Source organism: Microcoleus sp. EPA2 (genome assembly GCA_020882975.1).
Classification (GTDB): Bacteria; Cyanobacteriota; Cyanobacteriia; order Cyanobacteriales; family Microcoleaceae; genus Microcoleus.
The window spans coordinates 1-22,930 of sequence record JAHRFD010000021.1; the positions used below are offsets into that span (position 1 = coordinate 1).

At 45.1% G+C, this 22,930-nt stretch carries 18 protein-coding genes; 7 read left to right on the forward strand and 11 right to left on the reverse strand.

Features of this window, described 5'->3' with window-relative positions; translation table 11 throughout:
- The first annotated feature begins 187 nt into the window (after positions 1–187).
- The 4 genes from AAFP14_RS17870 to AAFP14_RS17885 all read left to right on the forward strand — a co-directional run bounded on the left by AAFP14_RS17870 (position 188) and on the right by AAFP14_RS17885 (position 4,474).
- Positions 188–481 (forward strand): AAA family ATPase, encoded by a 294-nt coding sequence (locus AAFP14_RS17870; protein ID WP_472851067.1) that lies wholly within the window; start codon positions 188–190, stop codon positions 479–481.
- 2 nt (positions 482–483) lie between these two features.
- The gene (locus AAFP14_RS17875) at positions 484–837 is read left to right on the forward strand and encodes a hypothetical protein (RefSeq protein ID WP_341733582.1); all 354 of its coding nucleotides are present in this window, start codon (positions 484–486) and stop codon (positions 835–837) included.
- 255 nt (positions 838–1,092) lie between these two features.
- The gene (ilvB, locus tag AAFP14_RS17880; protein ID WP_341733583.1) at positions 1,093–2,928 is read left to right on the forward strand and encodes a biosynthetic-type acetolactate synthase large subunit; all 1,836 of its coding nucleotides are present in this window, start codon (positions 1,093–1,095) and stop codon (positions 2,926–2,928) included.
- 259 nt (positions 2,929–3,187) lie between these two features.
- Positions 3,188–4,474, forward strand: a complete 1,287-nt coding sequence (locus AAFP14_RS17885) for a dihydroorotase (RefSeq protein ID WP_341733584.1) — start codon at positions 3,188–3,190, stop codon at positions 4,472–4,474.
- Between the two features lie 72 nt (positions 4,475–4,546).
- Here AAFP14_RS17885 and AAFP14_RS17890 read toward each other — a convergent pair whose 3' ends face one another.
- The 5 genes from AAFP14_RS17890 to AAFP14_RS17910 form a co-directional block, all read right to left on the reverse strand.
- On the reverse strand, positions 4,547–5,878 hold the full coding sequence (locus tag AAFP14_RS17890; RefSeq protein WP_341733585.1) for an adenylate/guanylate cyclase domain-containing protein: 1,332 nt from the start codon (positions 5,876–5,878) through the stop codon (positions 4,547–4,549).
- A complete protein-coding gene (locus AAFP14_RS17895; RefSeq protein ID WP_341733586.1) occupies positions 5,875–6,267 on the reverse strand; it encodes a response regulator in 393 nt (130 codons plus the stop codon). Before AAFP14_RS17895 ends, AAFP14_RS17890 begins: the two co-directional genes overlap by 4 nt.
- Before the next feature lie 241 nt (positions 6,268–6,508).
- Positions 6,509–9,289, reverse strand: coding sequence for an ATP-binding protein (locus tag AAFP14_RS17900; RefSeq protein ID WP_341733587.1), 2,781 nt, complete (start codon positions 9,287–9,289; stop codon positions 6,509–6,511).
- 539 nt (positions 9,290–9,828) lie between these two features.
- Entirely contained in the window at positions 9,829–12,087 is a 2,259-nt protein-coding gene (locus AAFP14_RS17905; RefSeq protein ID WP_341733588.1) for a PhoX family protein, read from the reverse strand.
- A gap of 223 nt (positions 12,088–12,310) precedes the next feature.
- Positions 12,311–13,051, reverse strand: a complete 741-nt coding sequence (locus AAFP14_RS17910; RefSeq protein WP_341733589.1) for a response regulator transcription factor — start codon at positions 13,049–13,051, stop codon at positions 12,311–12,313.
- A gap of 636 nt (positions 13,052–13,687) precedes the next feature.
- Between AAFP14_RS17910 and AAFP14_RS17915 the strand changes: the two genes are divergently transcribed.
- A complete protein-coding gene (locus AAFP14_RS17915; protein ID WP_341733590.1) occupies positions 13,688–14,434 on the forward strand; it encodes a creatininase family protein in 747 nt (248 codons plus the stop codon).
- A gap of 108 nt (positions 14,435–14,542) precedes the next feature.
- On the opposite strand, the gene rpsF is transcribed toward AAFP14_RS17915, so the two are convergent.
- A complete protein-coding gene (gene rpsF / locus AAFP14_RS17920) occupies positions 14,543–14,878 on the reverse strand; it encodes a 30S ribosomal protein S6 (RefSeq protein ID WP_341733591.1) in 336 nt (111 codons plus the stop codon).
- 135 nt (positions 14,879–15,013) lie between these two features.
- On the opposite strand from rpsF, the gene AAFP14_RS17925 reads away from it, so the two are divergent.
- Positions 15,014–15,811, forward strand: a complete 798-nt coding sequence (locus AAFP14_RS17925; RefSeq protein ID WP_472851068.1) for a carbohydrate ABC transporter permease — start codon at positions 15,014–15,016, stop codon at positions 15,809–15,811.
- Positions 15,812–16,030: 219 nt separating this feature from the next.
- On the opposite strand, the gene AAFP14_RS17930 is transcribed toward AAFP14_RS17925, so the two are convergent.
- Positions 16,031–18,598 (reverse strand): HD family phosphohydrolase, encoded by a 2,568-nt coding sequence (locus AAFP14_RS17930; protein WP_341733593.1) that lies wholly within the window; start codon positions 18,596–18,598, stop codon positions 16,031–16,033.
- Between the two features lie 241 nt (positions 18,599–18,839).
- Between AAFP14_RS17930 and AAFP14_RS17935 the strand changes: the two genes are divergently transcribed.
- Positions 18,840–19,016 carry a hypothetical protein gene (locus AAFP14_RS17935; protein ID WP_341733594.1) on the forward strand — a complete coding sequence of 59 codons (177 nt, stop codon included), beginning with the start codon at positions 18,840–18,842 and terminating at the stop codon, positions 19,014–19,016.
- 70 nt (positions 19,017–19,086) lie between these two features.
- Here AAFP14_RS17935 and AAFP14_RS17940 read toward each other — a convergent pair whose 3' ends face one another.
- The 4 genes from AAFP14_RS17940 to AAFP14_RS17955 all read right to left on the reverse strand — a co-directional run bounded on the left by AAFP14_RS17940 (position 19,087) and on the right by AAFP14_RS17955 (position 22,776).
- Positions 19,087–20,232, reverse strand: a complete 1,146-nt coding sequence (locus AAFP14_RS17940; protein ID WP_341733595.1) for an ADP-ribosylglycohydrolase family protein — start codon at positions 20,230–20,232, stop codon at positions 19,087–19,089.
- A gap of 312 nt (positions 20,233–20,544) precedes the next feature.
- A complete protein-coding gene (gene aroQ, locus AAFP14_RS17945) occupies positions 20,545–20,985 on the reverse strand; it encodes a type II 3-dehydroquinate dehydratase (protein ID WP_341733596.1) in 441 nt (146 codons plus the stop codon).
- Between the two features lie 98 nt (positions 20,986–21,083).
- On the reverse strand, positions 21,084–21,221 hold the full coding sequence (locus tag AAFP14_RS17950; protein WP_341733597.1) for a hypothetical protein: 138 nt from the start codon (positions 21,219–21,221) through the stop codon (positions 21,084–21,086).
- A gap of 289 nt (positions 21,222–21,510) precedes the next feature.
- Positions 21,511–22,776, reverse strand: coding sequence for a competence/damage-inducible protein A (locus tag AAFP14_RS17955; protein WP_341733598.1), 1,266 nt, complete (start codon positions 22,774–22,776; stop codon positions 21,511–21,513).
- Positions 22,777–22,930 lie beyond the last annotated feature (154 nt).

Consider the following 22,930-nt stretch of genomic DNA (forward strand, 5'->3'; position numbering starts at 1 on the left):
CTTCAAGTCGGGATAGGGCATTGCCACGACTCTAAATGTACGCAGAGAGAAGGTAAGACCACTTGTGGCACATCTCGATGAAGCGTAAAGAATCCCCGCGCGTTTACGCCGGGGAGTATGTCAAAAAGGAGTTTTTCCCCAACGCAGCTTTCTAGGCCCCGTCCCGCGCGAGAATATAGATGATATCCTGAGCGAACCTTGGTTTTATCTTTACGACGGCAGAAATCAGTATGAAATTTCTGAGATGTCTGGAGGCGAACGAGCTGTCTTTCCCATCCTCATGGATTTTGCCAATTGGAACATTCATAATTCACTCATCTTGATTGATGAAATTGAATTGCACCTCCACCCACCAATGCAACAGGCATTCCTTAGATCCTTGACTAAGCTAGGCAATAATAATCAGTTTATAATTACAACCCACTCTGATTATGTGGAGCAATTAGTGCCTGAAGCACACATTATCAGGCTAGAGGTGTAATTGTGAGTGTTGTCAGTAGCAAAATTATTTTCTGCGAAGGAAAGCAAACAAGTTTGGATAATCAACTGCTGGGGCGGGTTTTAGAAACACTACCAGCAGAGCGGCCTACAATTGTCCCCTGTGGCAGTAAATTTAACTTTTCTTCATTTGCACAGGGTTATTTTTCCGGTCAAAAAATTGGCAGTCAAAAATATCTCGTTTTCCGAGATCGAGACTTCGATGCCAAGCCTTCAGAAGAGGTACGACTGATTCAATTAGGCAGTCAATCCGTTTGGTTAACGCATCGAGCTTGCATTGAGAACTATTTCCTAGATCCTGACTTGATTCATGATTATTGGCGAGAAAAGTCGATGTGACTGTTGAGGATGCGGAATGCGGGTTAGATGGGTGACGGTAGCGTATTTCCAGCTCAGCCCTCTGGGGTTCTCCCGCGATCGGGAATCTCCCCTGTCTCCCTCTCGGGTTCTAAAACTTCTATGCCCCAAGCCGATGTCTTATTCTCAAGTGTTGAGAAAAATATCAACACTCCAACTTTTAAAGCTTCCATATTGAGAAAGAAGTAAAATGAAAGCCTTAATCGTAAATTATAATTACTTTGAGGAAAAAAATCTGTGCAACTAAAAACTAAAGTAGCCGTAAAGCGTGCAACAGGTGCATTTGCTCTCATAGACAGCTTGAGACGACACGGTGTCAAGCATATTTTTGGTTATCCCGGCGGCGCAATTCTGCCGATTTACGACGAACTATACCGCGCTGAAGCCGAGGGCGGCATCCAACATATTCTGGTGCGCCACGAGCAAGGTGCTGCTCATGCCGCTGATGGGTATGCCCGCGCTACCGGACAAGTAGGGGTGTGTTTCGCTACTTCCGGGCCCGGCGCAACTAACTTGGTGACGGGGATTGCGACAGCTCACATGGATTCGATCCCGATGGTAATTATTACCGGTCAGGTGGCTCGGCCGGCGATCGGCACTGATGCTTTTCAGGAAACCGACATCTATGGCATTACACTGCCCATTGTCAAGCATTCCTATGTAGTGCGGGACCCCAGAGATATGGCGAAAATAGTCGCCGAGGCTTTCCACATCGCCAGTACGGGGCGTCCAGGGCCTGTGTTGGTGGATGTACCCAAGGATGTGGGTTTGGAGGAATTTGATTATCTGCCGATCGAGCCTGGAGCAGTCAGGATTCCTGGTTATCGGCCGACGGTGAAGGGAAATCCCCGGCAAATTAATCAAGCAATTCATTTGCTCAAGGAATCCCAACGTCCTTTGATCTATGTGGGTGGCGGCGCGATCGCCGCGGGAGCCCATGATGAAATTAAAGAACTAGCTGAGCTGTTCCAAATCCCTGTCACCACAACCCTGATGGGCAAAGGTGCCTTTGATGAAAACCATCCTTTGTCAGTGAAAATGCTGGGGATGCACGGCACTGCTTACGCTAATTTTGCCGTCACCGAGTGCGATTTGTTGATTGCTGTCGGAGCCCGATTTGACGATCGCGTCACAGGCAAATTAGACGAGTTTGCCGCCCGCGCCAAGGTGATTCACATCGACATCGACCCCGCTGAGGTAGGTAAAAATCGTGGACCCGAAGTTCCGATTGTCGGAGATGTCCGCCAAGTCTTGATCGATTTGCTGCGTCGCTGTCGTGAAACAGGAGTTTCGGGAAATCCCGGACAAACACGGGCATGGCTCGACAGGATCGAGGGCTGGAAACGCGATTACCCCTTAGTCGTACCTCATTACGCAGAAGTATTATCTCCCCAAGAGGTGATTTCCGAGTTGGGTTCTCAAGCGCCGGATGCTTACTACACCACCGATGTGGGTCAACATCAAATGTGGTCGGCTCAATTCCTCAACAACGGGCCTCGTCGCTGGATTTCTAGTGCTGGCTTGGGAACTATGGGTTACGGGCTGCCGGCGGCAATGGGTGCGAAAATGGCACTGCCCCAGGAGCAAGTAATTTGCATTGCTGGCGATGCTAGCGTCCAAATGAATATTCAAGAGTTGGGAACCTTAGCACAGTATGGCATTAATGTCAAGCTAGTAATTGTGAATAATGGCTGGCAGGGCATGGTGCGGCAGTGGCAGCAGGCTTTCTATGGGGAGCGCTATTCGTCGTCGAACATGACTGTGGGGATGCCGGATTTTGTGATGCTGGCTCAAGCTTATGGCGTTAAGGGGATACTGGTTTCACAGCCGGGGGAACTGAAGGAGGCGATCGCCGAAATGCTAGCCCATCAAGGTCCCGTACTTTTGGATGTGAAGGTGACGAGGGACGAAAACTGTTATCCGATGGTTGTTCCCGGTAAGAGCAACGCTCAAATGGTTGGTTTACCCGAACGCAGCAACTTGGAATCGGCAGAGTTAATTTATTGTCCCAGTTGTGGGGCGAAGAATGTTTCGACGAATAAGTTTTGTCCTGAGTGTGGGACAAAAGTTTAGTTGACGGTTGACAGTTGACAGCGCAGCCCTGCCCTTCGACTCCGCTGACTGAACCGCGGAGCGTCGCCCTGAGCCCTTCGACTACGCTCAGGATAAACGCAGTCGTTGGGTCGAAGGGTTGACAGTTGACAGTTGACGGTTGACAGTTGACAGTTGACAGTTGACGGTTGACTGTTAACCGTTGACTGTATTCCCAATTCCCAATTCCCAATTCCCACTTCCCCATTCCCAATTCCCCATTCCCCATTCCCAATTCCCAATGACTTCTGAACTACTGCAAAATGTACGGGTGCTAGATCCAGTTTCAGAGGGCGATCGCCTCGCTGATGTTCTGATTGTGGAAGGTGAGATCGAAGCAGTAGAGCCAAAAATTACGGAATTTCCCCCTCACACAGAAGTGCGAGATTGTGGGGGAATGATTTTAGCACCTGGATTGGTTGATATTTACAGTCACAGCGGAGAACCGGGTTTTGAGGATCGAGAAACCCTGCAATCTTTGATGCAGGCTGCTGCTACCGGCGGTTTTACGCGGGTGGCGATTTTGCCCGATACATCTCCACCTCTTGACAATTTGGCCGGTTTAGCTTTGTTAGAGCAAAATATCCGCAATTTTTCCCCTTCCCGAACCCGCTTATATTTCTGGGGCGCTCTCACCACGGGTGTGGCAGGGCAACATATGGCTGAGTTGGGGGAGTTGGCATCCAGCGCGATTGTGGGGTTTGCCGATGGTTTACCCCTGGCTAATCCGGCTCTGGCAATACGTTTGTTGGAATATATACAGCCTTTGGGTAAGTCGGTGGCTTTGTGGCCGATGGATCGCACTTTGGCAGGAAATGGAGTCGCTAGGGATGGTGCGGTTTCCCTTCGCTTGGGTTTACCGGGAATGCCGATGGCTGCGGAAACTGCCGCTTTGGCTGCCATTCTGGAATTAGTCGCTACTGTGCCGACTCCCGTGCACATCATGCGGGTTTCTTGTGCTCGCAGTGTGGAACTAATTCGAGATGCGAAGGCGCGGGGTTTGCCGGTGACTGCGAGTGTGACTTGGATGCACTTGTTGTTAAATGTGGGGGCAATTTCAGGAAACACCACTGTTTCTTTTGCTTATGACCCCAATTTGCGTTTAGATCCGCCTTTGGGTAATCAGGCTGACCAGTTGGCGCTGCTTCAAGGCCTCCAAGATGGGGTGATTGATGCGATCGCGATCGACCACACTCCCTATACTTATGAGGAGAAAACCGTGGCTTTTGCTGATGCTCCACCAGGGGCGATCGGTTTGGAATTAGCTTTACCTTTACTCTGGCAAAATTTGGTAGAAACCGGCGATTTTTCGGCTCTAGAACTGTGGCGATTTTTGAGTACCGGCCCGGCAGTTTGTCTCGGACAAACCCCCCCTACGGCTGCACCAGGAGTCGCTGCTGAGCTGATTTTATTCGACCCGCAAAAGAGTTGGACTGTGGATGGGCAAAGTTTGAAGTCGCGATCGGTCAATACGCCTTGGTTTGGCAAGAAATTAGCCGGAAAAGTTGTACAAACTTGGACTTATTGACCATTGATATTGAGAGAAAAATTAAAATGTACATCCTTTATTTTATTCTTTAATATTTACAGTAGTTAGCATTTAAATAAAATCAGAGCGATTTTGAGGTAATATTGACTGCATTTCCTGACAACGTTCCAGATAATTTTGTGCAACCTGATCCAGCGGATTTAGTTGCAGACACTCACCAAACAATTGTGCAGCTTCTTTATGTTTACTCGCACTGTAGTTATATAAAGCTTCTCGAAATATAGATAAAGTCCTTGCCTTGCCTTCCTTTCGTTCAGGTTTATCCGCTTCAAATACTTCATAAATAGTCACCAAATTAGATTTTCCTTTGACTCGAACATGACCTATATTGCGGATAAAATCCCGTGGAAAATCTGTTAACTTTGAAAAAGTATTTTGAGTAATTAACATTGATACTCCGTAACTTTTCGTCAGGCTTTCCACCCGCGCCGCTAAATTCACCGCGTCCCCAATCACTGTACTATCCATCCGATTAGTTGCCCCAACGGTTCCTAACATCAAGGAACCTGTATTGATACCAATCCCAATTTTAATCGGTACATAACCAGCATTAATCCGATATTGATTATAATCATCTAGACTGTGCAACATAGAAATTCCGGCTTGGACTGCATCAACGGCACTGTGACCAAATAAAGCCATAATTGCATCCCCAATATATTTATCAATAAAACCGTGATTTTCAATAATTCCCGGTTCCATTCGACTTAGATAAGCATTAATAAATTTAAAATTTTCCTGGGGTGTCATTCCCTCGGAAAGAGCAGTAAAATCCCTAATATCAGAAAATAATATGGACATTTCTTTTTCTACGCTGTCCCCCAGTTTAACATCGCTCAAGGTTTCACGACTTAGCAGTGAGACAAATTCATTAGGTACAAAGCGTTTAGCAGCTTCTGTTAATTTTGATTGCTGTTCTAGGGCAACTTCCAACTCCTGATTTATTTTCCGAAGTTCCGCATTTTGTGCAGCTAGTTTTTTATCTTGACTGTAGCTGTGGACCGCTTCTGTTACCGTCAATTTCAAATCTTCAGTTTGCCAAGGTTTGCCTATATAACGATAAAGTTTAGCATTTTTGATAGCATTTCCTACCGCCTCAATAGTCGCCTGACCTGTTAGCATGACCTTGAGAGTTTTAGGAGATAATTGGTGGACTCGCCTCAACAGTTCATCTCCTTTCATGTCTGGCATCACGTAGTCGGAGATAATTAACGGAATTTCATACCCGTCTTCCATCAATTCAGCAATTAATTCTAAGGCATCTTCGCCTCCTTCGGCAATTTCAATTCGATAAGTATTACCTAAAGCATCTTTTAATTCAGTTTTGAGACTTTTCAAAACTGTTTTTTCATCATCCACACAAATAATAACTTGTTTGGTCATAGTGATAAAGCAGTTTTAATGGTTTCGATCAACTCTTCTTCTGACCAAGGTTTGTGCAAACAGCGATGGAGGTTTGCTTGATCGAAAGCCCTCTGGACTGCATCTTCATCCGCTTGACCAGTCAGCATGATTTTAACAATATTCGGAAATTTTTGATGGACTCTAACTAAAAACTCATCTCCCTTCATTCCTGGCATCAACCAATCAGAAACGATTAAAATAATCATTGTTTCGTCATCGTTGAATTCATCGATTAAATCTAAAGCATCCGCAGGGCTCTCGGCCATTTCATAGGAATAGTTACTGCCAAATGCTGATTTTAATTGGGTTTTGAGACTTTTCAATACTACTTTTTCGTCGTCAACGCACAGGATGATTGGCTTAGACATTTTTGGCTTTTTGATTAGGATTATACCAGAAGGAATATGGAAGATGAAAGATGCAATAAACTCAAGGATTTTAGTAATTCAAAATGTCATCATTGCCACAGTATTTGGAATCATACTAGGAATTTTTTAGGGTTTGAATCTACTATAATTCCGATGAATCTTGAATGGAAAAACAACCGAGGTTAGCCAAAGTAGGAAGTTTTTTATAGTTACTCTAATCTCAGCCTATTTTCAGGAAATTTTAGGCAAGATTCACCGATAGGAAAACCGTAAAAGTAGTTTTACCGGGAACCGATTCCACCTGAATTTTACCATGATGTTTTTCAATAATTTTTTTGACAATATCCAGCCCCAGACCACTACCTTCTCCGGGGGGCTTAGTAGTAAAAAATGGCTCGAATATTCTGGGCATAACTTCGGCAGGAATTCCCTGGCCACTATCGGTGACTGCAACTTTTACATAATTACCCTCCTGAAGGATATCAATCGTCAATGTCCCTTTATTGTTCATTGCTTGCAGGGCATTATGAATCAGATTTGTCCACACCTGATTGAGTTGGTCTGCGTAGCAGAGGATTGGTTCTATTTTTTGGAAATTTCGTAATACTTCTACGCCGTGTTTGATGTTATTTTGATACAGGGTTAGTACCGTTTCTATGCCATCGACTATATCCGATTGAATCATGGCTTCCGACGAGTCGTAACGGGCATAATTTTTCAGTGCAAATACGACTTTTGACGCTCTATCTGTTGCGGTATTGATTGTTTGAGTTCCCCGCTGAATTTCTGAGAGTTTGTAAGCCATTTCCAAGATGCTATGCCGATCGCTATTTTGTAGCAAACTCAAGAATTCCTCGGCTTCGTAAATTCCCATATCCACCAAGGTATCAGCTATATCATCAGCATCATCAATATCTTGGTCTTCCAGTTCGCTAATTAAAGACCGCTTTAACTTCCTTTCTTCTTTGGCTGTTAAACTCATATCTTTTTCCAGAGATTTGTTTAGCAAAAGGAAGAACATTTCAGCTTCGGCGCTGGAAAGTGACTGAAACAGCGAGGGTAAGTTAGAAAGAGTTTGTCCCAAAAATTTAGTCATATTTCCAGCACTCGATCGAATCGCACCCAAAGGAGTGTTTAGTTCGTGGGCTACTCCGGCTACTAATTGTCCTAACGCAGCCATTTTTTCCGATTGAATTAGTTCGTTTTGAGTCGCTTGCAGATAGTTCAAAGCTTCCGAAAGTTCTTGAGTTCTTTGGGCGACTTGAATTTCGAGGGTGTGGTTATATTTCGTTACCAACTTCTCACTTTCTTTGCGTTGGGTGATATCCGCGAAAGCTGCGATCGCATAACTAACTTTTCCTTTTTCATCATAAATTGGCGTTCCCCAAGCTTCCAGGGGAATCACCCGATCGCCTTTGTGGATTTCTAAGTCATCAACATTGACACTTGAGCCATTAAAAGCACTAATTATTGGATCTTTCTCTGGAGGGTAAATTTCATTACTACCAGCCAGATAAATTTGATATTCCTCTCTAATTTCATCAGGATTAAGATCCGCAACTATACCTTTTCCCAGCAATGATTTGGCGCGAGAATTAATGTAATAAGGTTGACCGTTAGATTCAGCTACAAATATCCCCACTGGGACGGCTTCTAAAATTTGGTTAAGTTGGCTTTTACTCTCAGATAATTCTTCATTCAAAGCTTGCATTTCCGCGAAGGATAGTTGCAGTTGTTCCGCCATACTCTTAAAGGAATGAGCCAGTTCCCCTACCTCATCATTACGGTTAATTTCTACAATTTTTCCCCACTGACCTTTAGTAATATTTTTCGCGGTTTCATTCAAATATAAAATTGGCTTAGTCACCCATCTTGCCGTGAGTATGCCGATAATGATGGCTACTGTAAAAGCAGCAATGCACAGCAAAATAGTCGTCCTCGTGTTGGCATTAATTTGTTCCAAGAAGTCAGATTCTGGAATAATTACCACAATCAACCAATCCAAACCATTGCCGTCCTTTAAAGGAGTAACTTGCAGAAATTGTTGATGACCTTGAATTTGAAAATTAAGCTGTTGGCTATGGTGAATATTATTGAGGTCTCCAAAGCGTTCTTGCAAGTATTTAGTTGTCCGACTAATTACCGTATTTTCGCTATTTATCGCCGGAATTCTTTCCGTTTCTTCACCCTTGATTAAATATACGGGAGCCGTAGTCGATGTAGTGATTAAAGCCCCGGAACGCTCCACAATAAATGTCTGTCCTGATTTGCCAATTTTTAACTTAGCAAGAAACTCATTCACTCGCGAAAAAAGTAAGTCTGTTCCAAAGACTGCCTGCAACTCTCCCGATGCGTCGTATAATGGCTGGGCTGCTGTAATACCCAGTCCTTTGCTAGTAAAATCCGCGTAAATTTTACTCCAAGTTGCCTTTTTTACTTCCGTTGCTGCGGTGTACCAGGGACGGACTCGCGGGTCATATTTCGGTTTAACTTTAACTAAATCAGTACGTTCACCTTCCTTATTGACACCATAATAATTCATGTTGCCTTCGGTCAGGTCGCTTCTTTCTTGGAGTAAAAAATTACCCTCATTTGTACGCCTCACGCCAATAAAATCTCCCGCTGGAGTAGCAACATATGTAACGCTTACAGTGTCAAAAGTTTGTAGTTGCTTCCAAAAGTGACGGTGGATTCTAGCAGTATCTTGCAAATTCAAGTCCCCTAATTCAAAAGCATTAGCTTTGAATTGATTGAGTTGATGGGGAAAGGTCATGTATGCTTGAACGCGCTCCGAAATGCGATCGCTAATTTCTTGTCGCAACTGAGAAGCAACTTCATTAACCGCTTGTTGTCCGTTGCGAAATGACAGATAGCCTACAACTCCCACCGCAGCGAAGATTTGCAAAACGAAGGGAACTATCAGGACTGTTCGCAGAGGGAGGGAGCGAGGATTTTTTATAATCGCTAATTTGCCCGCAGATTGAGTTGGGTCTGCAACTTTGACGCTCGATCGTGTAATCATGCTTAGAAAGACTTGTTGGCGATGAGGTATTATATCATTTCGATGAGCTGCACCCGAACAAGTTCAGAACTAATTATACCAGCAAACAGATTTTAGATTGGGCGATATTTAAAATCCCAGCTATGGCGAGCTTGATTTCCCGTCTATCTGTGGAATATGTTACAAACTGTAAACGGAACATAACTTATTTGGTCGCTAGAAGGCATTAGCAATATGTCTTAAATTCCCTAAGCCAATTGGCTAATTTTTGCGATAAAAACCAGAAATCTCAGAAAACAATTTCGCCAAAAGTCACAATCTTTTGAGCAAATAGATTGGTTGACCCTTTTACTCTATTGTCTCTGATGCGTAAGTTTCATTTTTGCTCTGTTGCACTTCTTTTTTAGTTCGCAGCACCTTACAAAGCAAAAAAAAGGTGATGGTATTGTGCCACATTTTACTAATAGACTGATTCAGGAAATCCTGTAAAGGGCAGACTGGATGCCTACCCCAGCATCATTTTTGGAAATATTTGACACTCGTGAGCCTGAAGCGTAATCTTAGGTGAGCGATCGCAAATCCACGCGACGAATCGCCACCACCGCAGGTTTAGGCGGATCGTTAGGTTTATTCCCAGGCCAATTAGAACCAATAGGCACTTTACGAGTTTGGCTAAACCCCTGACCATCAGTAGTTTTCATCGCCAACTCACGGCTCTCAAAAGCCAGATCCAGGCGAGTTCCATTCATCTCTCCCGGATGCTGAATTGCCAAAAACAAAGTTGTTTCATCTTCAGTAAAAAACGGCCCAGTAGTTTCGCACTCCATTGGCCCAATTCCAAACAGGAAAGCCTCCCCCGCATTCGCGCCAGAAGCCGGCAAAAACCAAATCGAATTGTTTCCGTACAAACCCCGTAAATTAGATTGGCTAATCGGCTTTCCATCCTTACCAACTCTACCCGGAGGAATGGCAGAATTTAGTTTATCAGAAGACATATCATTAACCATCCAGATATTACCGCTGTTGTCGATTAACAAATTATCTGGATTAGCAAAACCCAACCCCCCCTCAGCAGGTTCACCACCAGTCCCAAACATTTTCCACTGGAAACTCATTGCAGATGGTTCGTTACCATCTTCCATCAAACGCATAATCCAGCCGTATTCGTAAGCTTTACCGTCTTTACCTTGAAAAATTCGCAAATCTGGACCACCGTCAGTATCGCTTCCCGAACCGGAAGTAAAAGTAATATAAAGAGAACCATCAGGAGCAATTTCCGTATCTTCAGGGCGAGCAGTGCAAGTAGCACCAGCCGCACTTGCGGCATAATGAGCGTCAATTAAAATTGCACCTTGTTTTTCCAGAGCGTTCCCTTGATAAAGGTCGCCTAAAGTCTTAAACTTCTGTTTAAAAGCAGCGACATCGGCATCTTTTTCAACTTTAAAAAAACCGCCTTGTGGTCGCTTTGGTAAATTAATGATTCCCCCTGCATGAATGCTAGGCAAATCGGGATTAACAGGAGTGTCAGCCTTGAGTGCAATCCAGCTACCCGTACCGTCAGCATTAAACTTAGCAGCATAAAGCATTCCCTCTGTCAATAGTTGGGAATTAGCTTTGTCTTTGGGGTTTTTGACCGCATTTTTGCTAACAAATTTGTAGAGATGACCGCTGCGGCGATCGCACCCAGAGTAAAATGCTAAAGGTTTGCCCGCTACCACTCGAATTCCCAGGGCTTCGTGGCGGTATCTTCCCAACCAAGTATGCTTAGTTCCATAATCCTTCGGATTAGCCGGGTCTAATTCCACCATCCAGCCGTATTTGTTTCCCGCCAACCCGAAGACATTACCCAAACCGCCCATTTCTTCGGCATCAATGTAGAATTTTTTCTGACCTGGGTCAAAAGATGTACCATCGGCAAATACAGGTTCCGGTACTAAATTTTGGATATTTTCTTCAGCACTAAAAACTGTTCCCCAGGGTGTCGTACCGCCCGCACAGTTAGCAAAAGTGCCGATAATTTTGTCACCCAATTTGTCCTGATAGCCTTGACCTTTTTTGTTGAACACAGCTACAGCCGGGCCTGTTGCTTTCAGGTAGCGTCCGTCTGCTAAACCAGAAATACCAGTAATTCGGCGATCGGCTTGAGAATTAGTCCGCTCCCATTGGCCCACTGGATTGCGGCGAATGGATATGACTCCTATCCCTAAATCAATTAAAGCTTCTGTACTCACCTCCTTAACCATCTTTTTAGTTGGCTCTTTGTCACCCAAGGAAAAAGCATTGATTCCATCTTTTCCAGCAGGTTTGAGCGCAGTTTCTATGTCAGCAAAAGGGAGGGATTTACCAAGGACTTTTTGATAGGCTTGAATCCAAGGCTTGGCACTAATGTATTCAAAATTAACCGTCAAAAATCCTTCATTTTTGCTGGTTTCAACAAAGGAGAGATAGTCATTATTATAGCCGAAGCGAGAATCGCCTACTTTGTCTCCCCAAGCAGCAATAATATCGTAAATAAAATCTTCAGGGAGTAGCAAGTCATCTGGGACTTCGTAGGTGCTGTAAGCTTGGATTTGCTGTTGTGATGACGCGGTACTAATTTCGATTAATTGTCCGGTTTGTGCTAGGGTGCTGCTACCTGACAAAGGCATGGGTCCTTTAAGGGGTTTAAAGTTTATGCCTCCTTTAGTATTAGCAGATGTATTTGTCGTACTCACCGAATCAACGAAGGGGGTGAAAGCTTTTTGCTGGCAAGAATTGAGTGCGATACTACCAGCACTTGCACCTAAGAAAAGTAGGAATTCGCGACGCTTGATAGTCATAGGTAAAGCAGAGTTTAACGAAAGGTTATTAGCAGATTTGTTTAACAGTAGAAGGAAGCAAGTCTTTAGACTACCCTCAGCAACTGAATCAGCAAACAGGAATACTTGGTATGTTGTTTAATCTTTTCTAACACAAGCTCAAAAATAAGGACACAACAAAATTGTGTCCCTAAATCAATTAAATGGCTAAGATAGCACCCTCTCCTTTGATTAATTTGAAAATTCAGCCAAATCGATAGCCAAACCCGCGCACTGTAATGATATATTCCGGTTGACTGGGGTCTATTTCCAATTTCTCTCGCAGCCAGCGGATGTGGACATCCACTGTTTTGCTGTCTCCGATAAAATCTTGTCCCCAAATTTTTTCCAGCAACTGATCGCGAGACCAAACTCGACGGGGATAACTCATAAATAGTTCTAACAAACGAAATTGTTTGGGAGAAAATTTTACTTCTACACCGCGAACTAGCACTCGACATTCTTCAGGATAAACAGTTATGTTCTTGTATTGGAGCATGACTGGTTGTGGCAACTGACCGAGGCGTTGTCTCCGCATCAGTGCTCGACAGCGAGCGATAAACTCTCGCATTCCAAAAGGTTTGGTTAGGTAGTCATCGGAGCCGGCTTCCAAGTAAAAAGCGCAATTATTTGCACTTCCCCTGGCACCAATAATCAAAATAGGTACGGGATTTCCTTGATGTCGTAACATTCGACACAGATCTAAACCGTTAATTGAATCCATAATCAGCAAGTTAAAGCATGAATCACCGTGGTATGACGATCCACCTTGGATAGAAGGGAGAGCGTTGCGCCCGTCGCTAGTAACCACCACCTCATAGCCCTGTTCTTGAAGGGCTAAAGCTAGCATTTCCCGCAATAGGTCTTCACCTTCGAGTAACAAGATCCTACCCGCTTGTCCAACGGTAGACCTGGAAGGACTTTCGCTTAATTCAGCAGAAGACATAAAAATCAGTGTTGGAGTTATGTTTGTTTGTGGCTGGTGGAAGGCGCCTTGTTAAGTGGCTGAGGCGCTCCTCGCGCTGCGATCGCACTTATAAGATCGCCTGTTCAATCGCTTTACATCCTCTGCCAGTCCATCCAACAGATGCGCGCTCGACCTTTGCTACTTGCTCGTGCAAGGAATAAAGCCGTAGAGCAGTTGCCGGAGTCGCGCTGTCTGCCTGTGTCCAGGCTTGTGACGCCTGGTCTTTTTTAGGCGGTGGTGTTAATTTCATAAAACATTGCCCGCTGATAACTGACCAGGTAACACCCAATCTATAGGGAGATGGTCGTTATCATACTCTTAAAAGGTTATTAAAAGGTAAAGCTTTGGTAATTAAGTAGTTAAATTATTAAGGTCAAGTAATATAAATATAGCAGTCCTAAATGAGTCGTAAAGTTTTTTACCCCACCCCAACCCGGACCTTATGAAGGGGAGGGAGTAAGAAATTCACAAATGATGCGAGGATTGCTATATGAATTGGCGATCGCAATGTAGAGCTTAGTTTAAGCATAAAATAATCGGTTTGGCTAAAGCCTATTTGCTGCAATGGCCGATTAGGATCGAGTTTGTAAGTAAAAAATCTCTAAACTGCCTATAATGTTGCTGCACTTAAGTACCTGGCCGGAGGTAGAAACCTATCTAGAGAGTTCCCGCGGCATAATTATCCCGATCGGCTCTACGGAACAACATGGACCGACTGGATTAATCGGGACTGATGCCATAGCCGCGGAGGCGATCGCCCGCGGTGTGGGGGAAGCGACTAATGCCTTAATTGGCCCCACCATTAATGTGGGCATGGCCTTGCACCACACCGGTTTTCCCGGCACCATCAGCCTGCGACCACAAACTATGATACTGGTAATCAGGGATTATATCACCTCTTTGGCAAAAGCCGGATTTGATAAATATTTCTTTATTAACGGTCACGGTGGGAATATTGCGACGATGAAAGCAGCATTTTCCGAGACTTACGCCCATTTATCAGATTTGAATCTGCCGAATTGCGATCGAATTCAATGTCAAATCGGCAATTGGTTTATGTGCGGCTCCGTATACAAACTAGCCAAAGAATTGTATGGAAACCAAGAAGGTGGACACGCCACCCCTAGCGAAGTCGCCTTAACTCAGTACCTGTATCCAGAAGCCATCAAGCAAGCTCCACTTTCTGAGGAAGTTGCATCCGGGCACAAAATCTACGGTGCTACTGACTTTCGTCGCCGATTTCCCGATGGCAGAATGGGTTCAAACCCGGCTTTAGCAACTCCCGAACATGGCCAGCAATTTTATGAATTAGCAGTCAAAGAGTTAACTAATAATTACTTGGAATTTTTAAGCTCGGATTAAGGTTGTTAGCAACGGGAAAGATGCCTATTCCACAAACAGTCAATTTGAAAGGGGGTTGGGCTGGAGTTCCAGCCCTCAAAAGCCTGATTGAATCTTTGTATCAGATTCCTACTCAGCTACTTCGGCTTCGAGTTCAGCATCAGGAGCATCAGGCACATCTTGCTTGATTGTCAAATAGCGAATCACTTCTTCACTCAGACGCATCGCCCGTTCCATAGTAAAAATGGCAGCGCCAGGAGCTGTATAGTTCATTTGAACGTATACTCCGTCGCGGTGCTTGCCGATTTCATAAGCCAAACGACGCTTCCCACGGTGCTGGGTTTCGATATTTTCCGCACCTTGATCGCGCAAAATAGTTTGATATTTCGCGATCGCCTGATCGGTCATTTCTTCACCCAAATCTGGGCGCAGAATGTACATTGTTTCGTAAATAAACGGTTTCATGCCAAAAATCCCCTTATGGACAACAAGGCTTCTCGCGAAGCAAGGACTTATTATCATATCCCAACAATGAACAATTTCAAAACTAAAAAACCAAATTCCCCAAACAGCACTCCCTCCCAGTGGCAGACCCTCTGGATGTACGGTATGATGAGCGCGATCGCCCTGTTAATGCTATTCCCCCTGTTGTGGCTGCTGAGCACATCCCTCAAATCCCCAGCCGAAAACATCTTTCAATTTCCTCCCCAACTGTGGCCCCAACAGCCCACCCTAGAAAACTTCATCAAAGTTTGGGAAACAAACCCCTTCGGGCGCTACCTCTTCAACAGCACCCTGATTGCTACCCTCACCGTTAGCATCAACGTCCTATTTTGTGCCCTGGCCGCCTATCCCTTAGCCAGACTCAATTTTCGAGGCCGCGAAACCATCTTAATTGCGATCGTTTCCACCATCATGATTCCCTTCCAAATCGTGATGATTCCTCTATATGTATTAACTGTACAACTAGGACTAAAAAATAGTTATTTAGGCGTAATTTTTCCCGGACTAGCCTCAGCCTTCGGCATATTTTTACTCCGGCAAGCATTCCTCGCAGTTCCCAAAGAACTAGAAGAAGCCGCCCGCATAGATGGCTGTAGCGAATTAGGGATTTGGTGGCACATTATGATTCCAGCAATTAAGCCAGCATTAGTCACGTTAGGGATTTTCGTATTTATCGGCTCTTGGAGTGACTTTTTGTGGCCGCTGCTAGTTTTAGACAGACCAGAATATTATACTCTGCCTCTAGGAGTAGCCAATTTAGCCGGGACATTTTCCTTAGATTGGCGTTTAGTGGCGGCGGGTTCTATTATTTCCATTGTACCAGTTTTAGGACTATTTTTGATATTGCAAAAATACATTGTACCCACAGAAACAGCGACGGGAGTCAAGGGATAATATCCATCTTAAAAATCCGCATTAGATCAAATCCGGTTGCATCGGAATGATTAAACCGCGAAGACACAAAGAGCGCGAAGTCAGAACTGCATCTTCTTCTTCTTTCTCTTCCTTTGCGTCCTTCGCGCCTTCGCGGTTCATTTAATCTTACGACCTATTACCGATCGTATAGTTAGTTGTTGTTGAATGATTAAACCACTCTTTCCATCCAAATTCCCCTTATCTCGGAGTACAAACCGCACTAGGATAAGCAATTCGCTTATGATTGAACTGTTCCCAAACCCGGACAAAAATCTCCGCAATCAGAGACATATCCTCCCGCGTCAAACCCGAATCAATCAACTGATTATCCTGCCAACGAGCTCTCAAAATCTTGTTAACCATACTCAAAGCCTCCTCGTGAGTGGCATCCTTGAGCGATCGCAAAGCAGCTTCGCAGGAATCCGCCACCATCACAATCCCAGTTTCCCGTGACTGAGGAATCGGCCCATTGTAGCGAAAATCCTCTTCCCTCACTTCCCGACTTTCCCTAGTTAAAGTTGTGGTTGTTGTGGAACTATGTCCATCGGTAACAGCCATCTTTAAATCTGTCGATTCCTGAGCCACAATTTGCTTTGCTTGGTGATAGAAATAAGCAATCAACATCGTCCCTTGGTGTTCAGGAATAAACGCCTGAATCGCCTTCGGCAATCGATGTTTTCGTGCCATCACTAAGCCTTCACTAACGTGCTTTTTAATAATCTGGGCACTGGCCCAAGGGTCATTAATTTCATCATGTTTATTACCCCCGCCCATTTGATTTTCGCAAAATCCGATTGGGTCGTGCATTTTGCCAATATCATGGTATAGTGTGCCAGTTCTAACTAGCTCTACATTGCAACCCAGTTCCCGCGCCGCCGCTTCGGCCAAACTCGCCACAAACAGCGTGTGCTGAAAAGTCCCAGGAGCCTCCGCAGCCAACTTCTTCAATAGGGGACGATTGGGATTAGCCAATTCCGCTAGTCGGATGGGGGTAATCAAGTCAAAAACGTGTTCTAAATAAGGGCTGATGCCCAGAGCTACAACGCTCCAAGCTAAACCGGCCAAACTTTGGGCACCCACGGTACCGAGTACAGCGTACCAAATAGAGCCGGCAGCGACGCTGGCAATCATTGTCCCCACCAGATAAATGATGCCCTGAGTTAAGCCGATCGCCACGCCCAAGAGAGCCAATTCTTCGCGCGATCGCAACCTGCTCGCCATTAAAGCACCCAGCAATCCCGCCGCCGCGCTAGCCACCAAATGAATCAACTCAATTTCCAAGCCAATGGGTAACACCAGTGACAACAGCCCCACCACAGTAACCCCCACGGCTGAACCGTAGAAGCCGCTTGCTAAAATGCCGATCGCCGGCAAAGTTGTCCAAGGCAGCCCCAAACTCACCAACACAGGCGCGCTCAAAGTCAACAGCAACAGCAGTAAATGATCTCTACGGCGCAAGCGATAATGCCTTTCTACCAGTAGCACGATCCCAATCGCCACCCCAACTAAGCAGACAAAGCCCGCCAGCCCCAACCAATTCACACCCCGCCTACTCAAACCGAAATAGTCCAGTAAGACGAAATCCTGTTGAGAGATCTCTTGTCCTTCTGCAACAATTATCTGGCCCTGGTTTACTTCTAGTGTCACCACTTGTACCTTTTGGGCCGCTAATTCAGCTAGCTGTTTGGTTTCTTCGGAATCTCGCACCAAATTGGGCTGTAAAATCGCTGTTAAAGCTTCTATGGCAAAATTTTGCGATACCCCAGGCACTGAGTCGGCCACTTGCAGTCTCACAGCTTCCTTTAAAATATCTTTGGGCAAACCCTGGGGAATACCTTGAGCCAGCATTTTTTTTGCTACCAGACTCATGCCCTTTTGGGTTTCCTGCCAAGCTGTATCGGACAAATCAAACAGGGAATTATCATAAATCTGTCCTAGTCGGGACACCGATTTGGTTTCCATCGCTTCCACAGCGTTAAGATAGCCCTGGCGAACTTCGGAGATAGCGTTTGTCAGATTTTGGAATTCTACCTTGGAGACCGATCGACTGTAAGCTTGCAGTTGAGCGACAGCATCTTGTTGAGATTGATTTCCCGTCGGCTGCGTCGGACTGCTGGACTCCAGACTCAAGGGCGTAGCTGTGGTACTACCGTCTCCCACTTGCGCTAAAATCGATCGCCACTCCCATTCTGGACAGCTCCGCAGGTACAATTGAACATTAGTTGACAGCAATTCTGGCCTGGTCAAAGGCAAAATACCGATCGTCCGTCGCAGTTCAGTCCCCTGTTGCAAAAATTGTTGCAGTTCTTGATAGATTTTGCGATCGGCATTCTCGTCCAGCATTAATATTGCTACCGCCCCAATCCGCGCTGCTTTCCTTTGTTCTTCCGTGGTTTTGAGATCGGATACCTTCGCACTAGCTGGGGCCTTAATTGTCTCAGGAGCTTTTGTGCCTACATCTAGTTTCGGTTGGTTGTAAAAACGGTGCCCCAGAGTGCTGCTGAGAGAAATGACGGCGACGATTGCCAACAGAGGGGAACGAGCTTGATTTTTGAGGTAGGATGGGGAATTTTTACTTTTATAACCAGTAAAACTTTTGGGTAGAGCAAATTTCTTCGGGAAAAAACGGTTGAGCATAGAGCCACGCGGGCGATCGTCTGATTCTTGTTTAGTACAATCATGCTGCACTTTAGCAACCTGTTGGCCCTGCGAGCGGGAAATCCCTAGTTGTTCTATTTGCCGCATTAATGAGGAGAGAGTATTCATAAAAATTTCACCGGAAGCCGGAAACTCAGCGTCTTCTGACCTGAGAGGGAAGCGACACGGGGCATTTCCATCCCCGTAAGATCGATCGACGCTACGGGGGCACTGGCAAAGTAACGTGTATAATGTGATTCATCGCGGAAACAGCTTTCCATTATCGTTGGTCTCCAACATCTTGCAGCATTCTTAATCAGGCTGGCAGCGACTGACTCTTGAACTCACCCCACGGTTAGATTTACTGTGTTTGGCACAGGCCCCACACCGTGCGATCGAACACATCCCATCACTCCGACATCCAACCCATATTGCTGTTTCTAAAATCGATGCCGAAATTAGCCATGGGCGAACCGACTTTGTTCATAAGTTGACCACTGAAATGGTGGGCTATGGTTTGGCGATCGGTACGAGTAGCTCTTATTAAACATGAAACCCTATGCTGTTAGATCGTCGGAGCAGTTTCAGAAGTCAAGAATCTGGGTATTCTGTTTTTTTTAATTACGAGATCTAATTACATAAGGTGCAGCCACCACTGCCCCCAGGATGGGGGGTTCACCTTCGGCATCGGGACTGTAAACTCCACTCCAGACTGCTAATAGGTGATTAGCTAGCTGTTTGATTTTGGCATCCGTAGCCGTTAAACAGAGCGAGGGTTCTTGCCCCTCGGCTGCCAAGTCAGATGCCACCGCAGCCGAATGTCTAGATCGCCATTCTACAGGAATCGCGGCCGCACCATTGTAAGATCCTGACAAAGCTCCCGTCAGCGAGCAGGTTAGCGGTGCTGCGATGCCACACCGGGCAGCCCGGAAAACTGACAAACGCAAATCTTCTGGGGTACTTAAGAAGCAGTAGAAAGCGATCGCCATCGAAATGAAATTTCCTGGGCTGACAATTGAGTTAGTTTGTGATTTTTTTTCACCCTTGGTATGGCTTTCTTCCAAAGCTATGGCGCTTTTGCAGAGGTGGTTTTTCGCTCTTTCTAAATCTGCTCCCTTTTCTAATAATATTTGTACTTGTGAAAGCAGCTCGGTTAAAGCATTATTTGTTCCCAGGTAGGTAATTGTTTGAGGAATTGCCGTCGCGGGGTCAAGTTTTTCTTTGAGCGCTCGCGCGATCGCATACCCTACTGCTAAAACTCCTGTCTGATATTCTGAAGCGTTGTGGTTGTGCCAAACATCTGTCGCCAGCATGAGTTTTGCTCGGAGCTTGGCTTTATTTTCGTGATAAAACAGTGCCGTTGGCAATGCAGCAACCGCAGATTCACAAGGGTTAAGTATATTTTTAGCTTCTGTGTTTGGCCAATGGTAAAGCTCAGACTGAGCAAATGTTTCCCAAGTATCGCGCCAATCTTTTAAATCTAAACCGCCACATCTAATTAAACTTTGAGCTCCGGCTAGAGCCCGCATCCAGCACTCGGATGAGTTTTTGCCAGTTGAAAGTTTACCATCAGACACTTTCCATCGCAAATTCGCCCCATTCATGGGCAATGGTTGGTGTTTAGTCAGTGGTAAAATTGGTGGCAATTCTGATGTTTCGGGGAGAATACCTAGAAGTTGTTTCTGATATTGAATTCCTATAAAATCTCCTAAAGCGCAACCCAGTAACGTTCCTTGAAACTTGTTCAATAGAGAATGTCGCATATTTGTTATTGGTTATTTGTTATTGGTTATTTGTTATTGGTTATTTGTTATTTGTTATTTGTTATTTTGGGGTTTATCTTAATTTTTTCCAGTCCTAGCGAGCCTCTAATCATATCGTTGACCGTTGTATCGGAATGATTAAACCACAGAGAACACAGAGGACACAGAGAAAGAGAAGAGAGAAATCATAATTCCGATGTCAAGGGATTTGATATCACTGGCTTCCGAGTCAAAAAAATATCTTAATTCCATGGCTATTAACTCCCCGATTTTTTAAACAAAAATTCGGGGAGGTTGGTATTCGGTAAATTTTCAGTGGTTTTTCAAGTGACTAACTACAGCTTGCAGCCCTAGCCGATAACTCTCTGAACCAAAACCACTGATTTGCCCGATCGCCACTGGTGCTATAAACGAGTGGTGCCGGAAATCTTCCCGCCGATAGATATTGCTCAAATGAACTTCTACCGCAGGCAAATTGATGGCAGCGATCGCGTCCCTAATTGCTACACTCGTATGAGTATAAGCTCCAGCATTAATCAAAAGACCTTGGTGCTGCCCTAACATTGAATGAATGGCATCCACCAAGACTCCTTCATGATTAGATTGCTGGATTGAGACTTTCACCTGGAGCGCAAGGGCTTCTTGCTCTAGCAACTTGTTGATATCATTTAAAGTTGCTAATCCATAAACTCCAGGTTCTCGCTGACCCAGCAGATTGAGATTTGGGCCGTGCAGTACCAGGATATTTAACAATTTTAAAATTTCCAGCGCAACAAAATATGTGAGGGTTTTGATTTCGGTCTTAGAACCACTCTCAAATCTCAATTCTCAAACCTTAAAGCCAGTCCAGGCTACCTGCGATTTCTGGGTTGGTTGACTGGAATTGGAATCGGTTGCAGTTCCGGTTGAGCTTCTGGATTCAGCAATCCTTCAATCAGCTTGCGAACCCATTCCTTGATTTGTTCCAGCACCTTTTCAATGTCTTCCATTGAACGGATAGCTCCTTTTTTTATAATCTTGATTCTTAAACCGACGGCCAACTCTCTGAATACAAGCAAGCATAACCATGAAATCAACAGTCAAACTTGAATTCTCTCGACCAGTTGTTGGGAGCAACCGCGAGAGGGAGTGTATTTGCCAATCAGTCTTATCTTATTATCATAACGAATCTTTACAGATAATCAAGAGGGAAGCGATAAATTACGGAACTGTTTCGGCTCCTTCAGCCTTAAATAAAAATTAAGATTACTTTTACCTCTTGACAATTTACAGTTCATTTCAACTTTTTTGAAATTCTGTCAACAAAAGTTGACGTCGGAGTAGATCGAGGGCCGTACAAGCACTCAGATTTCTAATCCAATCGCGGGTGCGCGCATCGCCAAAACGGTATTCAAAACTATCTACCTCGCCCTTAGGCCCGGCTAAACCTATATAAACAAGTCCCACCGACTTAGCGTCACTACCTCCTCCTGGCCCGGCGATGCCTGTAATACTCAATCCCCAACTGGTGTTAAGCCCTTGCCGCACTCCGACAGCCATTTGTTTTGCCACTTGGTGGCTGACTGCCCCAAATTCGGCTAAATCTCCTGGCTTAACACCTAATAATTTTTCCTTAACTCGATCGTCATAGGAAATAATCCCGCCCAAAAAGTATCTCGAACTGCCAGCAACACCGGTCAGCATCGCCCCTAATCCTCCTCCCGTGCAGGATTCAGCCACGCTGAGAGTTTCGCCAGCCAACAGCAGCAATTTACCAACAGTCGAGGCGAGGGTATCGGTATCGACACCGTAACAGTCTAGACCAGTAATCTGTAGCAACTGTTGTTCGATGGGGCTAATTAAGTTTTTAGCCACCGCTTCCGACTCAGCGCGGGCTGAAATCCGCAATTTGACTTCGCCGTGATTGGCGTAGGGAGCAACAGTAGGATTGGTTAAATTGAGAAAACTATCTACTTTTTCGGCGAGTGCTGACTCAGCAATACCCCAAAATTTTAATGTGCGGCTGTAAATAGTTCCGCTACACCAGCCGTTATTTTGCAGGTAAGGAACGGCGGTTTCTCGCCACATCAATTGCATTTCCGCTGGTACGCCCGGAAATGTCATGACTGTGACATTGGGAACAGGTTGCCAAATAATCCCCGGTGCAGAACCTGTGCGGTTTGGCAAAATCTCAGCACCTTCTGGAATTAAAGCTTGTTTGCGGTTGCTCTTACTCATGGTTCGTCCCCGCTGAGCAAATTTGTGTTCGATGTCAGCGATAATTTCCGGTCTTTCTAGGAGGGGAACACCAAAATAATCCGCTATAGTTTCGACAGTGAGGTCGTCTGGTGTTGGACCTAGACCTCCTGTAAACAAAAGTAGTTGCGATCGCTCTACTGCTATTTTTAACACCTGTTTAATGCGTTCTGGATTGTCGCCCACCACTGTTTGATAGTAGTGAGGAATTCCCAAACTTGCTAACTCCTTGGCTAAAAACTGAGAATTGCTATTGAGAATATCCCCTAACAGCAATTCAGTGCCAACACAAATAATTTCAGCAACCATTCAATTTGATTTTAGATTGTGGATTTTTGATTGGGGAATTGGGCATGGGGCATCGGGCATTGGGCATTGGGCATTGGGCATCGGGCATTGGACATTGGTAGTAAATGACTAATGACTAATGACTAATGACTAATGACTAATGACTAATGACTAA

Coding starts and splice junctions, on each gene's coding strand:
- AAFP14_RS17910 (WP_341733589.1), bottom strand. CDS start 13,051: ATGTCTTCTGCTGAATTAAGCGAAAGTCCTTCCAGGTCTACCGTTGGA.
- AAFP14_RS17885 (WP_341733584.1), top strand. CDS start 3,188: ATGACTTCTGAACTACTGCAAAATGTACGGGTGCTAGATCCAGTTTCA.
- AAFP14_RS17930 (WP_341733593.1), bottom strand. CDS start 18,598: ATGAATACTCTCTCCTCATTAATGCGGCAAATAGAACAACTAGGGATT.
- AAFP14_RS17950 (WP_341733597.1), bottom strand. CDS start 21,221: ATGGAAGACATTGAAAAGGTGCTGGAACAAATCAAGGAATGGGTTCGC.
- AAFP14_RS17905 (WP_341733588.1), bottom strand. CDS start 12,087: ATGACTATCAAGCGTCGCGAATTCCTACTTTTCTTAGGTGCAAGTGCT.
- AAFP14_RS17915 (WP_341733590.1), top strand. CDS start 13,688: ATGTTGCTGCACTTAAGTACCTGGCCGGAGGTAGAAACCTATCTAGAG.
- AAFP14_RS17925 (WP_472851068.1), top strand. CDS start 15,014: ATGTACGGTATGATGAGCGCGATCGCCCTGTTAATGCTATTCCCCCTG.
- AAFP14_RS17895 (WP_341733586.1), bottom strand. CDS start 6,267: ATGTCTAAGCCAATCATCCTGTGCGTTGACGACGAAAAAGTAGTATTG.
- AAFP14_RS17940 (WP_341733595.1), bottom strand. CDS start 20,232: ATGCGACATTCTCTATTGAACAAGTTTCAAGGAACGTTACTGGGTTGC.
- rpsF (WP_341733591.1), bottom strand. CDS start 14,878: ATGAAACCGTTTATTTACGAAACAATGTACATTCTGCGCCCAGATTTG.
- AAFP14_RS17900 (WP_341733587.1), bottom strand. CDS start 9,289: ATGATTACACGATCGAGCGTCAAAGTTGCAGACCCAACTCAATCTGCG.
- AAFP14_RS17955 (WP_341733598.1), bottom strand. CDS start 22,776: ATGGTTGCTGAAATTATTTGTGTTGGCACTGAATTGCTGTTAGGGGAT.
- AAFP14_RS17890 (WP_341733585.1), bottom strand. CDS start 5,878: ATGACCAAACAAGTTATTATTTGTGTGGATGATGAAAAAACAGTTTTG.